Here is a 20,534-nt window from a genome sequence, read left to right as displayed (position 1 = left end):
TTTAATTTTACTAAAATACTTCCGGCAGAATTTTCATCGCCGCGCTTCGAAGGTAATTTATCACTTCCCGTTCGGAGTTCATCGTAAGAGCCTTTCTTGCGATGACATTGCACGATTCTATTGTTACCGAACGGACAAGTTTTTTTATTTCCGGTATTATCGGCGGAGCTATCGAAAAGGTCCTGAACCCAAGTCCCAGAAGCAGCATTATATATTCCGGTTCCGAAGCCATTTCGCCGCAGATACTCGCGCTTATTTTCGCCTTATTTGCGTCATGTATAATACTGCGAAGAAGATTTACTATCGCAGGGTCCGCTCCGGAGTAAAGGTTGGAAACCCGTTCATTTCCTCGGTCCACCGCGAGAGTATATTGAATCAGGTCGTTTGTTCCTATACTGAAAAAATCGCTTTCAGCGGCAAGTATCGATGCCGTAAGCGCTGCCGACGGCGTCTCGACCATTATGCCCACCGGCATATTCGGATTGTATTTTATCCCGTCTTCGTCGAGGTCTTCCATCACATCACGCAATATCATTTTCGCCTGCCGAAGTTCGTGCAGACTGCTTATCAGCGGAAACATTATCCGTAAATCGCCGTTAACCGATGCCCGCAGAATCGCCCGCAATTGTGTTTTGAACAATACAAGATTCTGCAGACAGAACCTGATTGAACGCAAACCGAGAAACGGATTCGGTTCGCGGGTGAAGCGTTTGCTCTGCGTGAACTTATCGGCTCCGAGGTCCATCGTTCTTATTATTATAGGCATATTGCCGAAGGCTCTGATAACTTCGCTGTATGCCCTGTAATGGTCTTCTTCAGTAGGCTCGGTCTCGCTGTAAAGATATAAAAACTCTGTACGGTAAAGACCTATTCCCTGCCCGCCCTTGTCGAGCACCATTTCCGCTTCATGCGGAAATTCAATATTTCCGAATAGCTCTATCGCCACTCCGTCGCGGGTAACCGCGTCCATATCCCGCAGGGTGTCGAGTTCTCTTTCGAGCCTTTCGAATTCTACAGCATGCTGCTCATATTCTTTTATCGTCGCTTCGTCCGGCTCTATAATGACAACGCCGCGGTTGCCGTCTATTATCACTGTCGCCATCGGCGCGACATTTCTCGTAACATCTTCGAGGCCTACTACCGCGGGAATGCCCAGCGAACGGGCTACGATAGCGGTATGGCTCGTTCTGCCGCCGGCATCGGTCGCGAAGCCTTTTATGAATTTCTTATCGAAACTCGCCGTCTGCGTGGGGCTTAGTTCGTGCGCGACAATCACAACCTCATGATTTATATGGTCAACATCTTCGCGCTTTCCGCCAAGCAGATGTTTAAGCAGACGCTTCTCGATATCATAGATATCCGCCGCGCGTTCGCTGATATATTTATCCTGAACGGAGGCAAAATGGTTGGCTATATCGCGAAGTGTCGTCGAAACCGCGTATTCCGCGGTCAGAAGTTCGTTATAAACCAAATCGGTGATTCGTTTCCTGAGGTTCTTATCTTTTAAGAATCGCAGATGAACCGCGAAAATATCTTTTATCTTTCCTTCCGCGATATCTTCGCCGGAGTGGATTCTTTCGAGTTCCGCTACCGCGCTTTTAAAAGCGTCCCTGACACGTTTGACTTCCAGTACTTTAACTGACGGCATTATAGACCGTCTTGGTATCCGGTAGTCCTCCGAATCTATTACAAGAGACCTGGCGATAGCTATCCCAGGCGAAACGGCAATTCCTTTTTTTATTTCCATTTTAAGTCTGCGTTCATTCGGCAGTTTTATCCATAGGCTGCCAGGCCGGCTCATCGAATAGTTTATTTTCCACAAGGTCTTTTAACGCCTCTATTGCCTGCTGCGAATCGGACCCTTTGGCGGTTATTGTCAATTTTGTTCCTGCCGCCGCTGCCAGCATTGCCATATGCATAATGCTTTTCCCGTTAACAGCGGTTTGCCCGTTGCTCACTTCTACTTCGCTCGTAAATCGGCTTGCAGTATCTACGAACTGCATCGCCGGCCGCATATGCAGGCCGTTGGCGTTCTTTATTTCAACCTCCGTTTGACTGACTGTCCCTGCCAACAATTACTCTCCTGATATTTAAATCGGCATTTTATTATATATATTCCGTTTAAACTACCACGATGGATTCTGGTCGGCTTCAACCAGCAATTCCTTTATCTGGTCCACTGTTTCAGACTGTTTGAGAAATTTCCGGAAATTATCATTTTGAAGATGCTCGAATATAGCTTCCATCGCCTGAAGGTGCTGGTCGCCTTCGACAGGGCTTATCAGCAGAATTATGGTATAAACCGGCTGCTTGTCCAAAGCAGAAAAATCAATCCCTGTCGCGCTTATTCCGATGGCCGCAACGACTTTTTTCACGGCTTTGTGTCTGATATGCGGCACTGCAACGCCCCTGCCTATGCCCGTGCTCGCCTCATTTTCTCTTTTGATAACGGCCTTTGCCACATCAGCAATGTTGTCCTTGCCGATTTTCCCGGCCTTATCGAGAGCATTGACAAGTTCCTTTATTGCTTCGTCTCTTTTTACCGCCTCGAGCTTGGGTACTATAGCTTTGGCGCATATAACATCTGCTATTTTCATATTGGCTCCTGATTTTTCAAAAGCACCGTCATGCTGTCTCTTTCCATTTTTATCTTTCCACAGAAAAACAACGGAACTGCAAAACCGTTATTCCACTTCACTTTCTACATTCTTGTTGTCTACATGTTTGTTGTCTCGTTCTTTTTCTTTTTGTTTCGTAACTTGCCGTTCAACTTTCCTTACTGCTTCGTCTACGCATATATCTATATCCGGACCGGTATGTTTGGCTACGAAAACATGGTTATGTCGCGACCTTACGATTACTTCTGCGCTGTTTGTCACTCCGTCTTTGCCGCCTTCGACGATAACTTCCACATCAAGAACGCTGCTGTAAAATTTGGGAAGTCCGGCGACTTTCTCCTCAATCCTCGTTTTGATAACTTCCGTCATTTCCATATGTTTACCGATTATTCTAATGTCCAAATCAGTTTCTCCTTAAAAAATATGCGTTATTTTCTAAATATTGAGGAATTTGATAAAACTTTACAGAATTCCAGATTGCCAAAATGCTTGGCAAAAACGTGGCCAGGCCCCTTAAAAAGTAGGTTTTTAATTTATTTAAAGCCTGCATTTCCCCTGACTTACAATCCTTTTAATATCTTTTCTTCGGCTTACTTTTAGCCGTTAGCTTCGGGAAATCCCTGAAAACGGACAAAAAACTGCGTCAAATCTATAAACCACTGTACTTTACAGACTATTTCCCGTCAACAAAAAATTAAGGACTTAATCTATTGTACGGTGATAAGATAGTTAAGTTCTCGGCGGTGTATGAAGGCTCAATCCGAAGGCGTCTTCCCATGCCTCCTTGAGTACCTCTGAAACTGTCGGATGTGCGAACGAAATTTCGTCTATTTTTTCATTGCTGCCAAGAAGAGCCCTGGCCGCGGCGATCATTTCGGTAACACTGGCCCCGACCATCGTTACTCCGACGATTTTATCTGTTTTCCTGTCCCGCACAACTCTTACTTCGCCAGCAGTTTCATTATGCGCAAGGCTTCTGCCGTTGGCCCTGAAAAATGCCTTGCCCACCGTGTAATCAACCCCCGCCTGTTTGCATTTGGTTTCATTTTTCCCGACCGAAGCGACTTCAGGAAATGTATAAACAGCTTTCGGCACAAGTGAATAATCTTCTATATGAACTTCCTTACCCATCGCGTTATCAGCCGCTATCTCAGCCTCGAGAAACGCGCCATGAGCCAGATATGTTGTCCCTACTGCATCGCCAATCGCGTAAACGCCTGACACGCTTGTTTCCATTCTGTCGTTGACTTTTATAACCGAACCTTTCATTTCGAGCGATAGATTATCGATAGTCTGCTTATCGCACGATGCCTTTCTGCCGACAGAAACCAGAACCTTCTCAGCCTCGATTAACGTCCCGTCTTCGAGAGAAAGTTTTACGCCTGAATCAGTTTTTTCACAGGCAGTTACCTTTTTGCCTGTGATTACATCTATGCCCGATTTCTTGAATTCCCTCGTTAGCATCTGTCCCACCCATTCATCCTCGAACGGCAGAATGCTCGGCAACGCCTCGACAATGGTAATTTTCGCCCCGACGCTCGAATAAACGCATGCCATTTCACAGCCGATAACTCCCCCGCCGATTATGACCATCGATTTCGGTATCTCTGACAGGGACAATGCTTCCGTACTGCTTATTATTGTTTTACCGTCGAAACGCATAAACGGTATTTCAACAGGAACAGAGCCGGTAGCAATGATTATTTTTGCCGCTTCTATTTCCGCCGGCGTATTTCCCTGCACGGCGATTTTATTTTTTGCTGCAAGTAGTCCTGTCCCCTGAAAAATTTTTACTTTATTGCTTCCAATCAGGCCTGTCAGACCTTTTCTGAATCCCGTTACAACCATTTCTTTTCGGCTCTGCATCTTCGGCCAGTTTACTTTCGGATTTTCGATATCGACGCCGAAGGCGCCTGCGTTTTTGGCAAGATTAAAAATATGCGCCGATGCCAGCAGAGTCTTTGACGGGATGCAGCCCCTGTTAAGGCAGGTTCCGCCGATTTGTTCTTTTTCAATAATCGCGACAGTTGCGCCTTTTTGCGAGCATCTTATCGCAGCCGCATATCCGCCCGGCCCCGAACCTATTACAGCGATATCGAATTTTTCAGCCATTTTTTCTCTCCGCCGGTTTAATATTTTATTATTGTAGTCGAAGCCGCATCGAACATTTTGACCCCGCCCCGTTCGAGATGTAATATAAGTCCTTCGGACGGTTCAACGCCAAGGCAGTTACCGGTAAATTGCCTGCCGTTATGCTCGACGGTTATCCTTTTGCCTGTCAGCATACTCCTGTTGCGCCATTTTTCAACTATTTCATCGCAATTTTCTTCCGCGATTTCAAGGCAACATTCAAAATTGAACATTAATCTCCTCGCAAGCCCGTTTCTGTCGCAGACTGTGCCGCATTGAACATCTATACTCGTGGCGGAATCCTCAAGTTCTTTGGAAAAATCCGTTTTTTGCTGATGGCAGTTGATGCCGATGCCGACTATGAAGAATTTTTGTTTTTTCTCGATAAGTATCCCCGCGACCTTTTTATCATCGACAAGCACATCGTTGGGCCATTTGATTTTCGCCTCGTTTTTGCCGCATCTGTCGATTGTTTCCGCCACCGCAACCGCCGCGGCAAGCGTTATCACATCCGGACCAATTTTAGGATTGCTCAGCAGTATCGAGCACAATACGCTTTTGTTTTTACCGTCGAACCACTTATTGCCCCGCCGTCCCCTGCCGGAGGTTTGATGTTCCGCGAAAACCACAAGGCCGTCGTTTTTTTCGCCGCCCTTTGCGTATTCAGATGCGACATCGTTCGTGCTCGATGTGCTTTTATAAATTATTATTTCTCTGCCGATTCGGCTGGTATCAAGATTCGCTTTAATTATATCAGCGTCTAAACAATCGCGATTCAAAATAAAATTCCATTACTATAAATTCTGTCTACTGTATTCTGAGTTCTGTGTACTTATTTTAGAATTCCCTGTCAAGGCCGATATCAACTGAAATCGCGCCGTGCGTTATCGCTCCTATGGAAATTCTGTCCACCCCGCAAAGTGCGATTGCTCTTACGTTATTCAGCGTAATTCCGCCGCTCGCTTCCAGTTGAGGCGTCCATTTATTCCTGCACATCTTATCTCTCATTGCGACCGCGTGTTTATACTGCCACTGACCCATATTATCCAGCAGCACAACATCTATGCCGGGCACTTTCAAAACGTGATTAAGCTGGTCGTCAACATGGTCGACTTCAACGCAGACAAATTTTACCCCTTCGATGTTCCTCGCTTTTTTAACAAGCTCTCTTAGTCTCGGCTCAAAATTCTTCCCGAGCTGCGCGATATGATTATCCTTGAACATTACCGCTTCCCGCAGACTGAATCGATGATTATGTCCTTTGCCGCATCGAACTGCGTATTTCTCGAGTTCCCGCCAGCCCGGTATCGTCTTGCGTGTATCGTATATTTTCGCTTTTGTCCCGCGGACCGCGTGAACATATTTATAAGTCATCGTAGCTATGCCGCAAAGTCTCTGCAGAAAATTCAGTACCACCCGTTCGGCGCTCAGCATCGACCGTAACGGCCCTTCGATTACGCCCAGCCTGTCGGCCACATTGGCCCTCTGCCCGTCGCGTTTGAGTATTTTCAGCTTCAGTTTCGGATTATATCTTTTCAGCGTTTCTTTGGCGATATTCATACCGCTCACAACGATTTCCTCGCGGGTTATGATATAGGATTTCCCAGTCGCATTGGCCGGAATCATAAGTTCGCTCGACAGGTCTCTGCCGCCGTAATCTTCCTCAATGGCCATATCGATAAGTTGACTTACTCTTTTGGTGTCTAGGCTTTTCATTTTTGTTTTCCTATCTGCGGCAGTTCTTTTAATTCTTTCAATTGGTCTCTTAAAAATGCCGCTCGTTCGAAGTCGAGTTTTTCCGCCGCTTCCAGCATTTCCTTTTCTATCTGCACGGCGATTTCCGCCGCGTCATATTCACTATCGCTCAGACTTACCGCCTGTTGAGCGATTTGTCGCGCCTTTAATTTGTCCTGCAGACCGGTATATATCTGTTTTTTAATCGTTTCCGGCGTAATATTATGGTCTTTATTATATTGAATCTGTATTGTACGCCGGCGTTCCGTTTCGTCAATTGCTTTTTGCATCGAATCCGTCACTTTATCAGCGTATAAAAACACCTTTGCGTCGACATTTCTTGCCGTTCTGCCTATGGTCTGAATAAGCGATGTATGGCTCCGCAGGAAGCCTTCTTTGTCCGCGTCGAGAATCGCCACCAGCGAAACCTCCGGCAAATCCAGTCCTTCACGCAAAAGATTTATCCCCACCAGCACATCGAACTCGCCCAACCGCAAATCCCGCAAAATCCCAACACGGTCAAGCGTCTTTATTTCACTGTGCAGGTATCTGCACCGAAAACCTTTTTTAGTTATATAAGCGGATAAATCCTCCGCGAGTCTTTTCGTCAGCGTCGTAACAAGTACACGCTGTTTTAACTGTATATGTTTTTCAATCTGGTCGAGCAGATGCGGAATCTGGTTCGATGCAGGCTGAATAAATATCTCCGGGTCAATCAGTCCCGTCGGCCTTACTATCTGCTCGACGACCGCCCCTTTGCTCAGATTCAATTCGAACTCCGCAGGCGTCGCCGAAACAAATATCACACGTTTCCAGTTCTCCTGAAACTCCTCGAATCGCAGCGGCCTGTTATCCATCGCGCTTGGCAGCCGGAATCCGTGTTCGACTAAAACTTGTTTCCTGCTCTTGTCTCCCGCATGCATCGCGCGAATCTGCGGTATCGTTACGTGCGATTCGTCGATGAACAAAAGAAAATTATCGCCGAAATAATCAATCAGCGTATAAGGTCTCGAACCCGCCGGCAGCCCGCTCAAATGCCGTGAGTAATTTTCAATCCCGCTGCAAAACCCTACTTCCTTGAGCATTTCAAGGTCGTACATCGTCCTTGCCGCAAGCCTTTGAGCTTCGAGCAGTTTGCCGTCCTGCCTTAATTTCATAAGCCGCTGGTCGAGTTCCGCTTTTATACTTGCCGTGGCAAGTTCAATCCGCTCGGCAGGCATAACATAATGACCGGCAGGATATACGAACAATTGCTGTTCGGACGCCAGAATTTCTCCGCTTGTCGGATTGATGTAATTTATTTTTTCTATCTCATCGCCGAAAAATTCGAGCCTTACCGCGAACGATTCGTAGCTGGGCCAAAGTTCCACGACATCGCCGCGAACCCTGAACGTGCCGCGGTGAAAATCCACATCGTTTCTTGCGTACTGAACGTCGGAGAGCCTGCCCAGCAGTTCGTTTCGCTCGACAGTTTCACCGACTTTTATACCTATAACGCTGGCTTTGTAATCTTCCGGCGAACCCAGACCGAATATGCACGATACCGATGCAACGATAATCACATCTTCCCTGCTGGTCAGACTTGCCGTCGCCGCAAGCCGAAGCCTGTCCAGTTCATCGTTTCGTGACGCGTCTTTTTCGATATAAATATCCCGCTGCGGAATATACGCTTCAGGCTGATAATAATCGTAATAGCTGACGAAATATTCGACAGCGTTATTGGGAAAGAGTTCTTTGAATTCTTCGTAAAGCTGCGCCGCCAGTGTCTTATTATGGCTGATTACAAGTGCAGGCCGTTGATATTGCGCGATGACGTTAGCCATCGTGAATGTTTTTCCGCTTCCGGTAACTCCGTGCAGGGTCTGGTACTGTCTGCCGGTTTTTAAACCCCCGGCAAGTTGTTCTATCGCCTGCGGCTGGTCGCCTTTAGGTGTAAACTTACTTATTAACTGAAACTTAGACATATTCTTATTCTAATCGAGAATATGGCAAATTTCACGGATTATTTACCCATGACTTATTTACACGTTTTATTTAACCGAGTCGTCGCTCGGCAAACCTAATTTCTGATACAGCCATCGCCGTCTTTCCTTATCCGGCTCAAGTGTCAGCTTTGCGTACTCGGCGACTTCCTTTGCCTTTGCCCTCGGAACGACCACTACGCCGTCACCGTCTGCGACGATAACATCGCCCGGCTCGACCAGAACATTGCCGCATACTATCGGCCTGTTCACGGATTCTATCTCGTTTCTGCCGGGCCGAATTCCCCTGCCGGCCTTTTTAAAATACACTGGAACCTTCTCAGTGGTAAGTTCGTCGGTATCGCGCACGGTATTGCTTGTAACCACGCCGAGGCATCCAAGATATTTCCAGTACATACCGTTGAGCGACCCCATTGTGCCCGTATCCGTTTCGCCGGCCTCTTCAATGACCAGCACTGTGGTGCCCCTGCGAATCAGAAGCGTAAACGGCTCGGAGGATATATTTTTATACCACTGGTCGATCCACGCGTCGAATGCCCTGGTCTCCATCTGCGGCAAATTGGGTTTATTCGTGGGAACGTATCGCGCCGTTACCGCGATGCCGATGATACGGTGCGCAAAATGTTCGGTATCCCGCCACAGCGGTTTAATATCCTGCGACATCACCCCGATATTCTTCAGCCCGACCTTGTCCATCCCGTCCACGACGTCGGATACGCGCATTCCTTTGAAAAGCTCCAGTATCTGTTTATCTTCCTGTTCGCTGTAAACCTTTGTCTCAATGTAATTCTTTCCTCTTCTCAATACTTCATTGGCGTCTTGCGTATTAGCGTCATTTACTTTCGTTTTCATAGCGTTTGTGTCAGTCGGCACATTCGGCTCAGCCGTTGCCGATAACACTAATAGCAAAATACAAACTGGAATTGTAATCATCGCTAAAACTGGAATCATTACCTTCGGTTGTTTATTTTTCATTTTTTATCTCTTTAAGTACTAATTTTTCAACCTCTAACGGGCCTGCCGTTCGGCCTGTCCACCGTAACGTTAGTGTAGGTGGAAGCGAAGCCGTTTTACGTTTTTTGTGCCTTTGCGGCAAAATTATTTAATCGAGTCGTCGTCTGGCAAAATTCTTTTTCTTAGTGTTGCCTTTCCGGACGATGTTTTTAAATATTTTTCAAGACGACGTGCTGTTTTTTCTGATTTAACTGCGATATAAGCTTCCAATATGACTGGCAGTCTCCACTTTGTAGAGATTTCTCGTCCGCTTGAATGTTCCTGCATTCGCCTTTGCAGGTTGTTAGTTGAGCCGGCATAATATTCACCATCAGCCATTTTTAGAATGTATACGTACCACATTTTTCAACCTATAATGGGTCTGCCGTTCGACCTGTCCACCGTAACGCCAGTGTAGGTGGAAGCGAAGCCTCTTAAGAACGGCCCGCCATTCGGCCTGTCCACCGTAACGTCAGTGTAGGTGGAAGCGCAGCGAAGAATGGCCTGCCACGCGTATCGCAGTAAAGAACGGCCTGCCGTTCGTAGCGCAGCGAAGAACGGAGAGGGCGGGATTCGAACCCGCGGTACGGTTGCCCGCACACACGCTTTCCAAGCGTGCTCTTTCGGCCACTCAGACACCTCTCCGAAACAAAATCTTATATCAAAGAATTACTTTTATTCCTTCTTGTCTTAAATAAGCTTTTAGCTTTGAAATTTCAATAATATTAAAATGAAAAACCGAAGCCGCGAGCAAAATTGTCGCCCCGGCCTTTACAGCTTCCAGGAAATGTTTCATTTCCCCTGCCCCGCCTGACGCCACGATTTCAGCGCCTGTCGTCTCTGCTATTGCTTTTATCAGGGGCAAATCATAGCCAGTTTTTGCACCGTCGGCGGCCTTGCTTGTCGGCAGGATTACTTTTACGCCGAACGAATCTATTTTTTTTGCCCATTCGACCGCATCCGTTCCGGTCGCTGTTCTTCCGCCGTCGATATAAACTTCATATCCGCTCGGCAGTGCGGGGTTTTTATCGACATCGATAGCTACGGTCACTTTTTCTGCGCCGAACTGTTTTATCATTTCGGATATCATCTGCGGTTTTCGAAACGCTGCGCTGCTTGTCGAAATTTTATTGGCGCCTGCCTTAAGGACTGCCTCAGCCGTTTTCAAATCGCTGATTCCGCCTCCAACGGTAAATGGAATGGTGGTTACAAGAGCGACTTTTCTGACGACATCGAGCATTGTCGGCCTGTTTTCGACTGTTGCGGTGATATCGAGCATGGCGAGTTCATCTGCGCCGGCATGGCAATAGGCCTTGGCGCATTCTACAGGGTCGCCTGCGTCTTTTATATTGACGAAGTGAACGCCTTTTACGACTCTTCCGTTTCGCATATCAAGACACGGCATAATTTTTACTTTTCTGTCGTTTTGCATTTTGTTCCTTTCTTTTTGGAGTTCTTATTTTAACCAAATCCCCCTGAAACTCAAGTTTAATAAATGATTAAGGCTTCAGAGCCCAGGCGGCAGCGCAGGGAGATTTATTCGGCGGCGAGGGGTAATTAAAAATTATTTAGCTTCCGAATTTATGACACGGTTAAGCGGTAATGCGTTTGCGGTAATCGTGAAGAATGGCAAGATGTTTTTCCTCTTCTTTAATAACGGCTTTTAAGATAGCCCCGTCTCTGCCGACAACACTGAGCAGACTCGAATAATAAGCGATGGAATCTGATTCCATCTGCATCGCCATATCCAGGGCATTAGCGACATTACCGCTGTCGGCGACTTTGCGGACATCGGCAGGACTTGGCAGAATCAGTTTGTAGAATTTGCCTGCCGCCGCGGTAATCTGGTCCTCGGTCATTTTCGGCCCGCGTTCTTCAGCAGGTATGGCGTTGCGCATTTTTTCGAAAGTCAGAAAATGGTTTTCTTCTTCACGGGCGAGCAGACCCGCAAGGGCCGCTATTTTCGCGTTGCCGCAGCCGGCCGATAGAGACTTATAGAACGTCTGGCCCAACTGTTCCATTTGCATTGCGACCTGCAGGGCATAATCTGCTAAATATGACATAATTTTGAATTATATATTAAATATGCCTTGAGACTACCAAAAACTAATTGAAATATGCCGTTTTTTTATGTAAATTACTGTCGGATATTGCCTTGCCGGAAAAAAAGAATATTCTGCCTCCTTTTACAGGCGGCAGAATATTAACGGGGTAATATTCATAAACATTGTATTTACAGGCTGTTATAGCATTATGGCTCAGTTTGAAACCGTATTGTTGACAGTTTATTATGGCGGCGTAGCTCAGTTGGTTAGAGCATGGGATTCATAAGCCCAGGGTCGGCGGTTCGACTCCACCCGCCGCCATTTTACTTTTCGATTTTGGCATTTATTTTTTTTTAGCCCTCATCGTCTAGTGGTTAGGACACCGGCTTCTCAAGCCGGCAGCAGGGGTTCGACTCCCCTTGAGGGTATTTTCGCCTCCGGCAAAAATAGAGCAGGCAAGCAGCAGAACGGTTGAACAAGCAGGAATCATCATAAAACAATGGACGAAAAACAAGACCAGCAATTTATGAAAGCGGCAATCGACCAGGCATACGTCGCCCTTGAAAACGGCGATGTGCCCGTCGGTGCAGTCATCGTACACGAAAACCAAATCATAGCTAAAGGCCGAAACCAGCGGCACCAGCTCAACGACCCAACCGCACACGCAGAAATAATCGCACTAACAGCCGCATCGGAACATATCGGCCACTGGCGGCTGCATAACTGCACAATCTACGTTACTCTCGAACCGTGCGCGATGTGCGCTGGAGCTTTAGTACTGGCCAGAATAGATAGATTGGTATTCGGCTGCGACGACCCAAAGGCAGGAGCATGCGGAAGCCTGTATAATATCGTACAGGATAAACGACTCAACCACAGAGTCGAAATAACCAAAGGAATACTCGCCGAAGACTGCTCGAAAATACTGCAGGACTTCTTCCGCACAAAAAGAGAACGCAACGATAAAGAATTCTAAGCCGCCAAAAGCGGAACAACTCAATCCTTAAGAGCCCCACCAATAATTGCTTTTAAGCACAACCAGAACATTTTCGCTCATCGGCCGGAAAGTTCAATACTGCAAATTTTCCGTGATAGAGCCCTGCCGCCCTGTCATAAGCCTTTGCCGCTTCAATCTCGTCATCGAACATTCCCAGATGTATGCGTTTCCCGTTATGTTTTATCCCTGCCCGCCATTTGCCCGCCCTTTCATCCCGCCAGACTCCCTTGTATTTCGACTTTCCCCTGTTCATTCCCCTTCTGCTGTTGGCGTTATTTTGTGATGCCGTTGCGATTCGAAGATTTACACTTCGATTATCGAGTCCGTTATGGTTTATATGATCGACAATCTCATTTTCCTTTGCGTTCATTATTTGCCTGTGCATTTTTACTGTAGTTTTTTTATTTCCCTTCCGCGAGTATCGTATCGCGTAGAAAGTTTCATAATCTTTTACGGCGCACCATTTGAATAAATTTAATATCTCGAAATCTTGGGGGTCAACAATTGCGTACTGGTTTTGTGTAAGTTTTATTCGCCGGAATGGATGGCCGTACCGGATTTTTCGATAGCGCAGCAATATCCACACGCATATTCGCATTACAAAATCCGGATAATAGTATGGTAAATAACCTTTTTGCATAAAGTCCTCTTTTAGTTAAATTCGAAGCACTAAACCCGAAACTCGAAACAATATCGAATTACCAAATTTCAAATGTTCAAAACCGTTTGGAATATTGAGGAATTAGAATTTTGAATTTGTCTCGAATTTCGATATTCGGATTTCGAATTTCCCTTTATATGGGCTTCCATATATAGGGAAAACTTGCGCAGTTTTGACGAACTTTTTGAGAAAATTTTTTAGGCGAAAATCGTAAGTGCTTATTAGACTAGGAGATAAAAATTTTGGAAAAATCTTATTTTTCACATTTGCGCAATTTTTTTATTGCGCGCTTTTGACTATTCGGACAAGGGAAGTAGGGTTTAGGTACAGGGTTCAGGGTATAGGGTTTAGTTGAGGAGACATCGGAAGGCGGGAAAGTCTTGTAATCGTCCTATATTTCTGCCATATTGACACAAATTTCATCGAAAATTGCCACATTGACAGCTTAAATCTCTTTCAAAAAAGCCATCTCCTGTTTTAGTGTATTTTATATCCACTTATTTTATAAATAGTTACGGAAAATATGTTTTTTAGTATCTTTAACGGCAAAAAACTGGCACATTGTTTGCATCTTAGGATTATCAATTGCATCATTGGTTCTGCGCCTCAGGATATAAAAAACTAAAAAAACGACTCGCGAAATGCGAGGTCCGCGATGCCTGATTTTGTTCCGTATGAACAGAGTATTTCGACACACCGATTTCCATTTCCGAAAGGTCAGATTTTAAAGTGCGTACGATGTGTGCGCCTATTAGGAAAATTTAATATTTGAAAGGAATTTTGAAATGACAAGAATCGGCAGAAGCGCAATTACAGGAAAATTTATGACTGTCAACAAAGCTCGACACCATAAAAGAACGGCTATCGTTCAAAATATTAAGAGGTCGAAAAAGAATTAATAGATACTCCAATGATTGATAAAGACGAAATTATTCAAAAGTCTAAAGAGTTTGAAATTCATACTTCAGATGTGCAACGAGATTATGTATTTGGATGGATTCTTGCTGGTATCTACACAGTATCAGACCTAAAGGATATCCTGATTCTAAAAGGTGGTAATTGTCTTAGAAAAGCTTATTTTGAAAATACGCGATATTCAAATGACTTGGATTTTACTACACAAACACCACTTACCGAGGATTTTCTCAAAACGGAACTCAACAAGGTTTGTGATTTTGCTCAAGAAGCATCTGGTGTAATTTTTGTAAAAGACAAAAATGTAGTCCAAGACAAAAAAGGCGTGGATCGCGAGAAAAAGGCTTACGATGTTCGCTTGTACTTCAAAGATTTCTATGGAACTGAAGGCAAATTCACTATCAGAGTTTCTTTGGATATAACACAATATGACCGAATTTATCTTCCTACTCAAAAGAGATTTATCATTCATCCATATTCTGATTACCAAAAATGCAAGACAGAAATAAAGTGCTTAAAACTGGAAGAAGTATTAGCTTCAAAACTAAAATGCCTATTGCAAAGACGACATTCTGCTGATTTATATGACTATGTTTTCTGGATATTCTTTGATACTGGCATCGAAATACAACGTGCAGAAATAGTTTCAACTCTTTTAAAAGTAACAATTTTTGAAAGAAGCCCCGGATTTCTAAAAGGCCTATTACTTAACTTGCCATTTCAAATAATAAAAGGTTTATGGCAAAAGTATCTTGTATGTCCAAAAGGTGCAATAATCGATTTTGAAGCAGCGGTTGGCCGGTTTATGGAACATATCGCCGAACTGTTTGCTAACTTTCCCGAAGGGAGAGGGGAACATGCCTTCTTTCCGCCTGAATTTAGAAATATCATTTTAGATGCTGGAACAAATATGACAATGATAGAGATTGTTTATGATGGCATCCAAAGAATGGTAGAGCCGTATTCTTTAGTTTACAAACAACGAAAAGATGGTGTTGCCAGAGAATACTTCTATGTTTACGATACAACTGGTGGAAGAACATCTGGACCATCCATCAAATCATTTGTGCACACTAACATCCAAGAAATCAGACCAACAGATAAAAAATTTGAGCCAAGATATGAAGTGGAATTATCAAAGGCAGGAGAGTCAGCAAAAAACTCTTATTTTGGTAAACCATTTAGTAAACGCCAAATAAGTGTGAGAAAAGGAAGGCATGTTTCTATAAAATCGTTTTCTTTAGGCGGATATGGGCCTACTTATATTTACCAATGTCCTATGTGTCAGAAAAGATTTTCCAGAAACAAAATGAATTCTGATTTAAATATACATAAAGATAAATATGGAAATCAATGTTTTGGAAAAACAGGTTATTTGGTAGACACCAGATATTGATAAGGGGACACCTTAATCCTAATCAGGCCTAATCCGTAATCCCATAATCCGGGGACACCATACTAATTTTTTCAAATTCAAAATTAATGCCATTAGGTATTCCTATCTAAAAAAATATCCAGCTATCTATGCTCGTATCTTGCCCGCCTCTGGCGGGGCAGTATATCGTCAGGAGATGGCTTACGCCACTGTATACGAGCATAGTGGAATAGATTTTATTGCTTCAACTTTGCTGATATAATCGGCAAAAATTCAGATTTGAGAACTGCGAGGCCCCGCGTTTAGTTTCTGAAGGAAACTGCGGGGTAGAGCAGGTCGATTAATCTGAATTTAAACGGTTCGCAGAACTGTTTAGTTGAAGCAATCCTTCGTGTCGCCCTCCGTTCTTCGTGGTGAGAAACGGTGTTCGTCCGTGTTAATCCGTGTCTAAAGCTTTTCTCTGTGGTCTCTGTGAACTCTGTGGCTAAATAAATCCGCGTCATCCGCGGTTAAGTTTTACGCAGCCGTTTCACGTTCATTAAAAGTCCGACGTGTGAGTTATTCTGAATTTTGGTTATTTGGATTTGCCCGAAGGGAGGATTTCGATATTCTGTGTTCTGTGTACTGTGTTCTACGTCCTATCCCCTAAACCCTGTACCCTATCCCTTATCCCCTATTCCAGCACTATACATTCTACATCTTCTTTTGTTTATATTATAATGTGTTTTTGGCTACAAAATTATTTAAAATAATTGCTTGACTATGTATTTGGGCTGATATATCATTGCTAAATTGCAATGTGGTTGGCAATCACGTTGTGTTTTGGTGGCGGAAGTAATTTCGGAGAAAATTTGCGAAAAATTTTAAAAATCGTTAATTTTTGTCCTTGACTGCTGATAAGTAAGTAATTACTATCTCTCGTCTATCGCAATGTCGCTGGCAGTTAGGTACAGCGGCATTTTTGTTTGTCCTTGTTTTTGAGGACAAAAGTTCTTTAAAAAGTATTAGAATACGGTTCAATTGAGTCCGAACAACGGCTTTTACAAGACCCGCGTTTTTGGGGTTTTGGGCTCGTAGCTCAGTTGGTTAGAGCGTGCGCCTGATAAGCGCAAGGTCGGAAGTTCGACTCTTCCCGGGCCCACTGGTTTAGAAAATTCGAAACTCGAATATCTAAATCCGAAACAATATCAAATTACCAAAACTCGAATGTTCAAAACTTTTTGAGCGTTTGAAAATCAGGATTTTGAATTTGTTTGGAATTTCGGATTTTGTGCTTCGGATTTCCGCCAAGCGGTTCGGGGATGTAGCTCAACTGGGAGAGCGCCGGCTTTGCAAGCCGGAGGTTGCAGGTTCGATCCCTGTCATCTCCATTCTTTGCTCAAAGCGAAAGCGATGAGTAAGGGTTGTCTCGTCGAAGTCCCCTTTCGGGACGAAAACGGACATAAAGCAGTATAACGGCTCCGAGCATTGTCGAGGGGTTGTTAATTACCGCTCTTTAAAAAGTAAATAGCGTAGATGTCTCAAGGTGGGTTGTGTATTTTTAACACAACTTTCACCAAGCGCCATTATGAAAAAACCTTTAATCAGTTTTTGATTGATATGGTCAAGTTACTAAGAGTATATGGGGGATGTCTAGGTGTCGAGAGGCGATGAAGGACGTGGCAGACTGCGATAAGTTCGGGGCAGGTGTCGAGCAACTGTTAATCCCGAAATGTCCGAATGGGGAAACCCGTTTCCAGGAAACTGGAATCATCTCCGGCTGAATGTATAGGCCGGCAGAAGCGAACGCAGGGAACTGAAACATCTAAGTACCTGTAGGAAAGGAAATCAACCGAGACTCCGCCAGTAGCGGCGAGCGAAAACGGACCAGCCCAAACCTCGATTCGTCGGGGTGTTGCGGGCATTGGTTAGGAGTTACAAAGGCATTGCAAGTCGAATCAGCTGGAAAGCTGAGCCGTAGCAGGTGATAGCCCTGTAGATAAAAGCGAGAGCCCTCCGTTATACCAGTGTTCCAGAGTAGCACGGATCCCGTGGAACTCCGTGTGAAACTAGGGAGACCACTCTCTAAGGCTAAGTACTACTCGACAACCGATAGTGGAAAAGTAGCGCGAGCGAAAGATGAAAAGAACCCCTATTAGGGGAGTTAAAAGGACCTGAAACCATATACTTACAAAGCTGTGGGAGCCCTATGGCATTCCTTCGGGAGTGCAACGGGTGACCGCGTGCCTTTTGCATAATGAGCCGGCGAGTTATCGTTTGTGGCAAGGTTAATCCCTTTAGGGGAGTAGCCGTAGCGAAAGCGAGTCTGAATAGGGCGCAAGTCGCAAGTGATAGACGCGAAACTACGTGATCTACGCATGGCCAGGTTGAAGGAGATGTAAAAATCTCTGGAGGACCGAACTCATTAACGTTGAAAAGTTATGGGATGAGCTGTGCGGAGGAGTAAAAGTCTAATCAAACGTAGAGATATCTCGTACTCTCCGAAATAGCTTTTGGGCTAGCCTCGAGTAAATTGTTTGACGGGGGTAGAGCTACTGAATGGGGATAAGGAGCTACCCGCTTGCTTACCCCAACCAAACTCCGAATACCGTTAAATTTACCTCGGGAGTCAGACTGCGGGTGATAACATTCGTGGTCAAAAGGGAAACAACCCAGACCGCCAGCTAAGGTCCCAAATTTGAGCTAAGTTCATAAGGAAGTCGAATTGCATAGACAGTCAGGATGTTGGCTTAGAAGCAGCCACCATTTAAAAAGTGCGTAATAGCTTACTGACCGAGCAGTTTGGTGCCGATAATGAACGGGAATTAAGTTCAAAACCGAAGCTGCGGATTTTGCAACTGTCTTCGGACAGTAACCAAAGTGGTAGGAGAGCGTAACAGTCAGCGTAGAAGCGATACGGTAACGAATCGTGGAGCGACTGTTAGTGATTATGCCGGCATGAGTAACGATAAAACAGGTGAGAATCCTGTTCGCCGTAAACCTAAGGTTTCCTGGGGAAGGTAAATCCGCCCAGGGTTAGTCGGCCCCTTAGTCGAGGCTGAAAGGCGTAGACGATGGACAGCAGGTTAATATTCCTGCACCATGTTGGTGGACGTAAGCAGTGACGCATTTTTGATGTTTATCCCGTGATTAGTCGTGCGGGTGCCGCAAGGCCGAGGCCGTTTTTCGTTGCCGAAGTAGATTTAGAAAATGCCAAGAAATAGCTGCTGTAGGATGAAGCCAATGTGACCGTACTAAAACTGACACAGGTAGGTGAGGAGAATATCCTCAGGCGCTCGAGATAACCGTTCTTAAGGAACTAGGCAATTTGACCCCGTACGTTCGCAATAAGGGGTCCCTACATGTCTGTTTAGCAATAGATAGATGATGAGGGCGCAGTGAAGTGGCTCTGGCGACTGTTTATCAAAAACACAGTTCTGTGCTAACACGTATAGTGGATGTATACAGAATGACGCGTGCTCGGTGCCGGAAGGTTAAGGAAGCCGGTCAATGGGAGCAATCCTGTAAAGCTGGCGACCGAAGCCCCGGTAAACAGCGGCCGTAACTATGACGGTCCTAAGGTAGCGAAGTTCCTTGTCGGGTAAGTTCCGACGTGCATGAACCGCGTAACGACTGGAGCAGTGTCTCAAGAACGGACTCGGTGAAATTATATTTGTGGTGAAGATACCACATACCCGCAGCAAGACGGAAAGACCCCGTGAACCTTTACTGTAACCTGGTACTGACACCTGTCATATCATGCGTAGGATAGGTGGGAGGCTTTGATCCGGCATTTTCGGATGTCGGGGAGCCAACGTTGAAATACCACCCTTGCTATGTTAGTTGTCTAACCGTGACCCGTGAATCCGGGCATGGAACAATGCTAGGCGGGCAGTTTGACTGGGGCGGTCTTCTCCCAAAGTGTAACGGAGAAGTTCAAAGGTACCCTCAGCGTGGTTGGCAATCACGCGTAGAGCGCAAAGGTATAAGGGTGCTTAACTGCGAGACCAATAAGTCGAGCAGATACGAAAGTAGGACTTAGTGATCCGGTGGTTCTGAGTGGAAGGGCCATCGCTCATCAGACAAAAGGTACTCTGGGGATAACAGGCTTATCGCACCCGAGCGTCCATAGCGGCGGTGCGGTTTGGCACCTCGATGTCGGCTCATCACATCCTGGGGCTGAAGGTGGTCCCAAGGGTTCGGCTGTTCGCCGATTAAAGTGGTACGCGAGCTGGGTTCAGACCGGCGTGAGCCAGGTCGGTCCCTATCTGCTGTGGGCGTAGGAATCTTGAGAGGATGTTTCTCTAGTACGAGAGGACTGAGAAGCACTGACCGCTGGTGTACCGGTTGTCCTGCTAAGGGCATAGCCGGGTAGCTAAGTCGGGAAAGGATAAACGCTGAAAGCATCTAAGCGTGAAGCCCTCCTCAAGATGAGGATTCCATGTTGTCTTCGGACAACTGTAGAGCCCTTGTAGACCACAAGGTTGATAGGCCGGATGTGTAAGCCCTGAGAAGGGTTCAGCTAACCGGTACTAACGCTCAAACGCTTGACCATATCAATCATTTACTGATATTGGTTTTAACATAATGACAGACAATTGAACGTCTACGCTATTACAATATTACGATTTGAAATCTAAAATTTCAGATTTCAAATTAACGAACTTCCTGGTGACTATACTGGCGGGGAAACGCCTGATCCCATTCCGAACTCAGAAGCTAAGCCCGCCAGGCCGATGGTAGTCTTTCGGGGCGAGAGTAGGTCATCGCCAGGATTATTAAGGCCAAAGGGCCTAATGCCCTTTGGCCTTTCCTTTGCGCGGAAATAGCCACCCACCTTCGTCCCTAAGGAACTACGGATGGGCAGGTAAAGGCACGAATTTATTAATCACTGATTATACGCATTCCAATAAATTTTCGCGCGCCAGAAAATAAGACTTGCGCTATCGTATAACTTATGGCATAGTTGTCCTAAAAAGAAATTTGCCATGAATGTACAGCCGCATACACCAACAGACATCGCCAAACTTAAATCGAAAGCTCGTGCCGAAAAAAATGCAAAACAGCGTGATCGATATCGTGCTGTTGCAATGGCACTAGATGGT

16 protein-coding genes, 5 tRNA genes and 2 rRNA genes are annotated in these 20,534 nt (G+C 45.4%); 8 read left to right on the top strand and 15 right to left on the bottom strand.

Going from position 1 to position 20,534, the window contains the following annotated elements:
• Positions 1–10: 10 nt before the first annotated feature.
• The 14 genes from ptsP to WC496_11430 form a co-directional block, all read right to left on the bottom strand.
• Entirely contained in the window at positions 11–1,747 is a 1,737-nt protein-coding gene (gene ptsP / locus WC496_11495; protein ID MFA5293639.1) for a phosphoenolpyruvate--protein phosphotransferase, read from the bottom strand.
• Between the two features lie 13 nt (positions 1,748–1,760).
• Positions 1,761–2,075, bottom strand: a complete 315-nt coding sequence (locus WC496_11490; protein MFA5293638.1) for an HPr family phosphocarrier protein — start codon at positions 2,073–2,075, stop codon at positions 1,761–1,763.
• A 51-nt stretch (positions 2,076–2,126) separates the two neighbouring features.
• On the bottom strand, positions 2,127–2,597 hold the full coding sequence (locus tag WC496_11485) for a PTS sugar transporter subunit IIA (GenBank protein ID MFA5293637.1): 471 nt from the start codon (positions 2,595–2,597) through the stop codon (positions 2,127–2,129).
• Positions 2,598–2,684: 87 nt separating this feature from the next.
• Positions 2,685–3,020, bottom strand: a complete 336-nt coding sequence (raiA, locus tag WC496_11480; GenBank protein MFA5293636.1) for a ribosome-associated translation inhibitor RaiA — start codon at positions 3,018–3,020, stop codon at positions 2,685–2,687.
• A 327-nt stretch (positions 3,021–3,347) separates the two neighbouring features.
• Positions 3,348–4,730 carry a dihydrolipoyl dehydrogenase gene (gene lpdA / locus WC496_11475; GenBank protein ID MFA5293635.1) on the bottom strand — a complete coding sequence of 461 codons (1,383 nt, stop codon included), beginning with the start codon at positions 4,728–4,730 and terminating at the stop codon, positions 3,348–3,350.
• Positions 4,731–4,747: 17 nt separating this feature from the next.
• A complete protein-coding gene (locus WC496_11470) occupies positions 4,748–5,527 on the bottom strand; it encodes a biotin--[acetyl-CoA-carboxylase] ligase (protein ID MFA5293634.1) in 780 nt (259 codons plus the stop codon).
• 58 nt (positions 5,528–5,585) lie between these two features.
• Positions 5,586–6,464, bottom strand: a complete 879-nt coding sequence (gene nadC / locus WC496_11465) for a carboxylating nicotinate-nucleotide diphosphorylase (GenBank protein ID MFA5293633.1) — start codon at positions 6,462–6,464, stop codon at positions 5,586–5,588.
• A complete protein-coding gene (gene uvrB / locus WC496_11460; GenBank protein ID MFA5293632.1) occupies positions 6,461–8,446 on the bottom strand; it encodes an excinuclease ABC subunit UvrB in 1,986 nt (661 codons plus the stop codon). Before uvrB ends, nadC begins: the two co-directional genes overlap by 4 nt.
• A 66-nt stretch (positions 8,447–8,512) precedes the next feature.
• Complete coding sequence (locus WC496_11455; GenBank protein MFA5293631.1) at positions 8,513–9,439, bottom strand: RraA family protein; 927 nt, start codon at positions 9,437–9,439, stop codon at positions 8,513–8,515.
• A 123-nt stretch (positions 9,440–9,562) separates the two neighbouring features.
• Positions 9,563–9,820 carry a GIY-YIG nuclease family protein gene (locus tag WC496_11450; protein MFA5293630.1) on the bottom strand — a complete coding sequence of 86 codons (258 nt, stop codon included), beginning with the start codon at positions 9,818–9,820 and terminating at the stop codon, positions 9,563–9,565.
• A gap of 3 nt (positions 9,821–9,823) precedes the next feature.
• Complete coding sequence (locus tag WC496_11445) at positions 9,824–10,057, bottom strand: hypothetical protein (protein MFA5293629.1); 234 nt, start codon at positions 10,055–10,057, stop codon at positions 9,824–9,826.
• Positions 10,016–10,102, bottom strand: a tRNA-Ser gene (locus WC496_11440). The genes WC496_11445 and WC496_11440 overlap by 42 nt, the downstream gene beginning before the upstream one ends.
• Before the next feature lie 16 nt (positions 10,103–10,118).
• Positions 10,119–10,889: an imidazole glycerol phosphate synthase cyclase subunit gene (locus tag WC496_11435; GenBank protein MFA5293628.1), complete on the bottom strand. Its 771-nt coding sequence runs from the start codon at positions 10,887–10,889 to the stop codon at positions 10,119–10,121.
• Between the two features lie 160 nt (positions 10,890–11,049).
• Positions 11,050–11,520 (bottom strand): ferritin family protein, encoded by a 471-nt coding sequence (locus WC496_11430; GenBank protein ID MFA5293627.1) that lies wholly within the window; start codon positions 11,518–11,520, stop codon positions 11,050–11,052.
• Positions 11,521–11,749: 229 nt separating this feature from the next.
• Between WC496_11430 and WC496_11425 the strand changes: the two genes are divergently transcribed.
• The 3 genes from WC496_11425 (at position 11,750) to tadA (ending at position 12,478) form a co-directional block, all read left to right on the top strand.
• Positions 11,750–11,823: transfer RNA gene (locus WC496_11425), tRNA-Met, on the top strand.
• A 35-nt stretch (positions 11,824–11,858) separates the two neighbouring features.
• Positions 11,859–11,930 (top strand) — tRNA-Glu (locus WC496_11420).
• Between the two features lie 71 nt (positions 11,931–12,001).
• Complete coding sequence (tadA, locus tag WC496_11415) at positions 12,002–12,478, top strand: tRNA adenosine(34) deaminase TadA (GenBank protein ID MFA5293626.1); 477 nt, start codon at positions 12,002–12,004, stop codon at positions 12,476–12,478.
• A gap of 52 nt (positions 12,479–12,530) precedes the next feature.
• Here tadA and WC496_11410 read toward each other — a convergent pair whose 3' ends face one another.
• Positions 12,531–13,139 carry an AP2/ERF family transcription factor gene (locus tag WC496_11410; protein ID MFA5293625.1) on the bottom strand — a complete coding sequence of 203 codons (609 nt, stop codon included), beginning with the start codon at positions 13,137–13,139 and terminating at the stop codon, positions 12,531–12,533.
• 931 nt (positions 13,140–14,070) lie between these two features.
• Here WC496_11410 and WC496_11405 point away from each other — a divergent pair.
• The 5 genes from WC496_11405 (at position 14,071) to rrf (ending at position 20,204) form a co-directional block, all read left to right on the top strand.
• Positions 14,071–15,471, top strand: coding sequence for a nucleotidyl transferase AbiEii/AbiGii toxin family protein (locus WC496_11405; GenBank protein MFA5293624.1), 1,401 nt, complete (start codon positions 14,071–14,073; stop codon positions 15,469–15,471).
• Positions 15,472–16,517: 1,046 nt separating this feature from the next.
• Positions 16,518–16,591, top strand: a tRNA-Ile gene (locus WC496_11400).
• Positions 16,592–16,747: 156 nt separating this feature from the next.
• A tRNA-Ala gene (locus WC496_11395) sits at positions 16,748–16,820 on the top strand.
• 231 nt (positions 16,821–17,051) lie between these two features.
• Positions 17,052–19,984, top strand: a 23S ribosomal RNA gene (locus WC496_11390).
• A 112-nt stretch (positions 19,985–20,096) separates the two neighbouring features.
• Positions 20,097–20,204, top strand: a 5S ribosomal RNA gene (rrf, locus tag WC496_11385).
• The last annotated feature ends 330 nt before the right edge of the window (positions 20,205–20,534 follow it).

This window comes from Phycisphaerae bacterium (assembly GCA_041652575.1).
Taxonomy (GTDB): Bacteria; Planctomycetota; Phycisphaerae; order Sedimentisphaerales; family UBA12454; genus UBA12454.
Note: the sequence above shows the minus strand (reverse complement) of the source record. Positions and strands in the feature narration are given on the sequence as shown.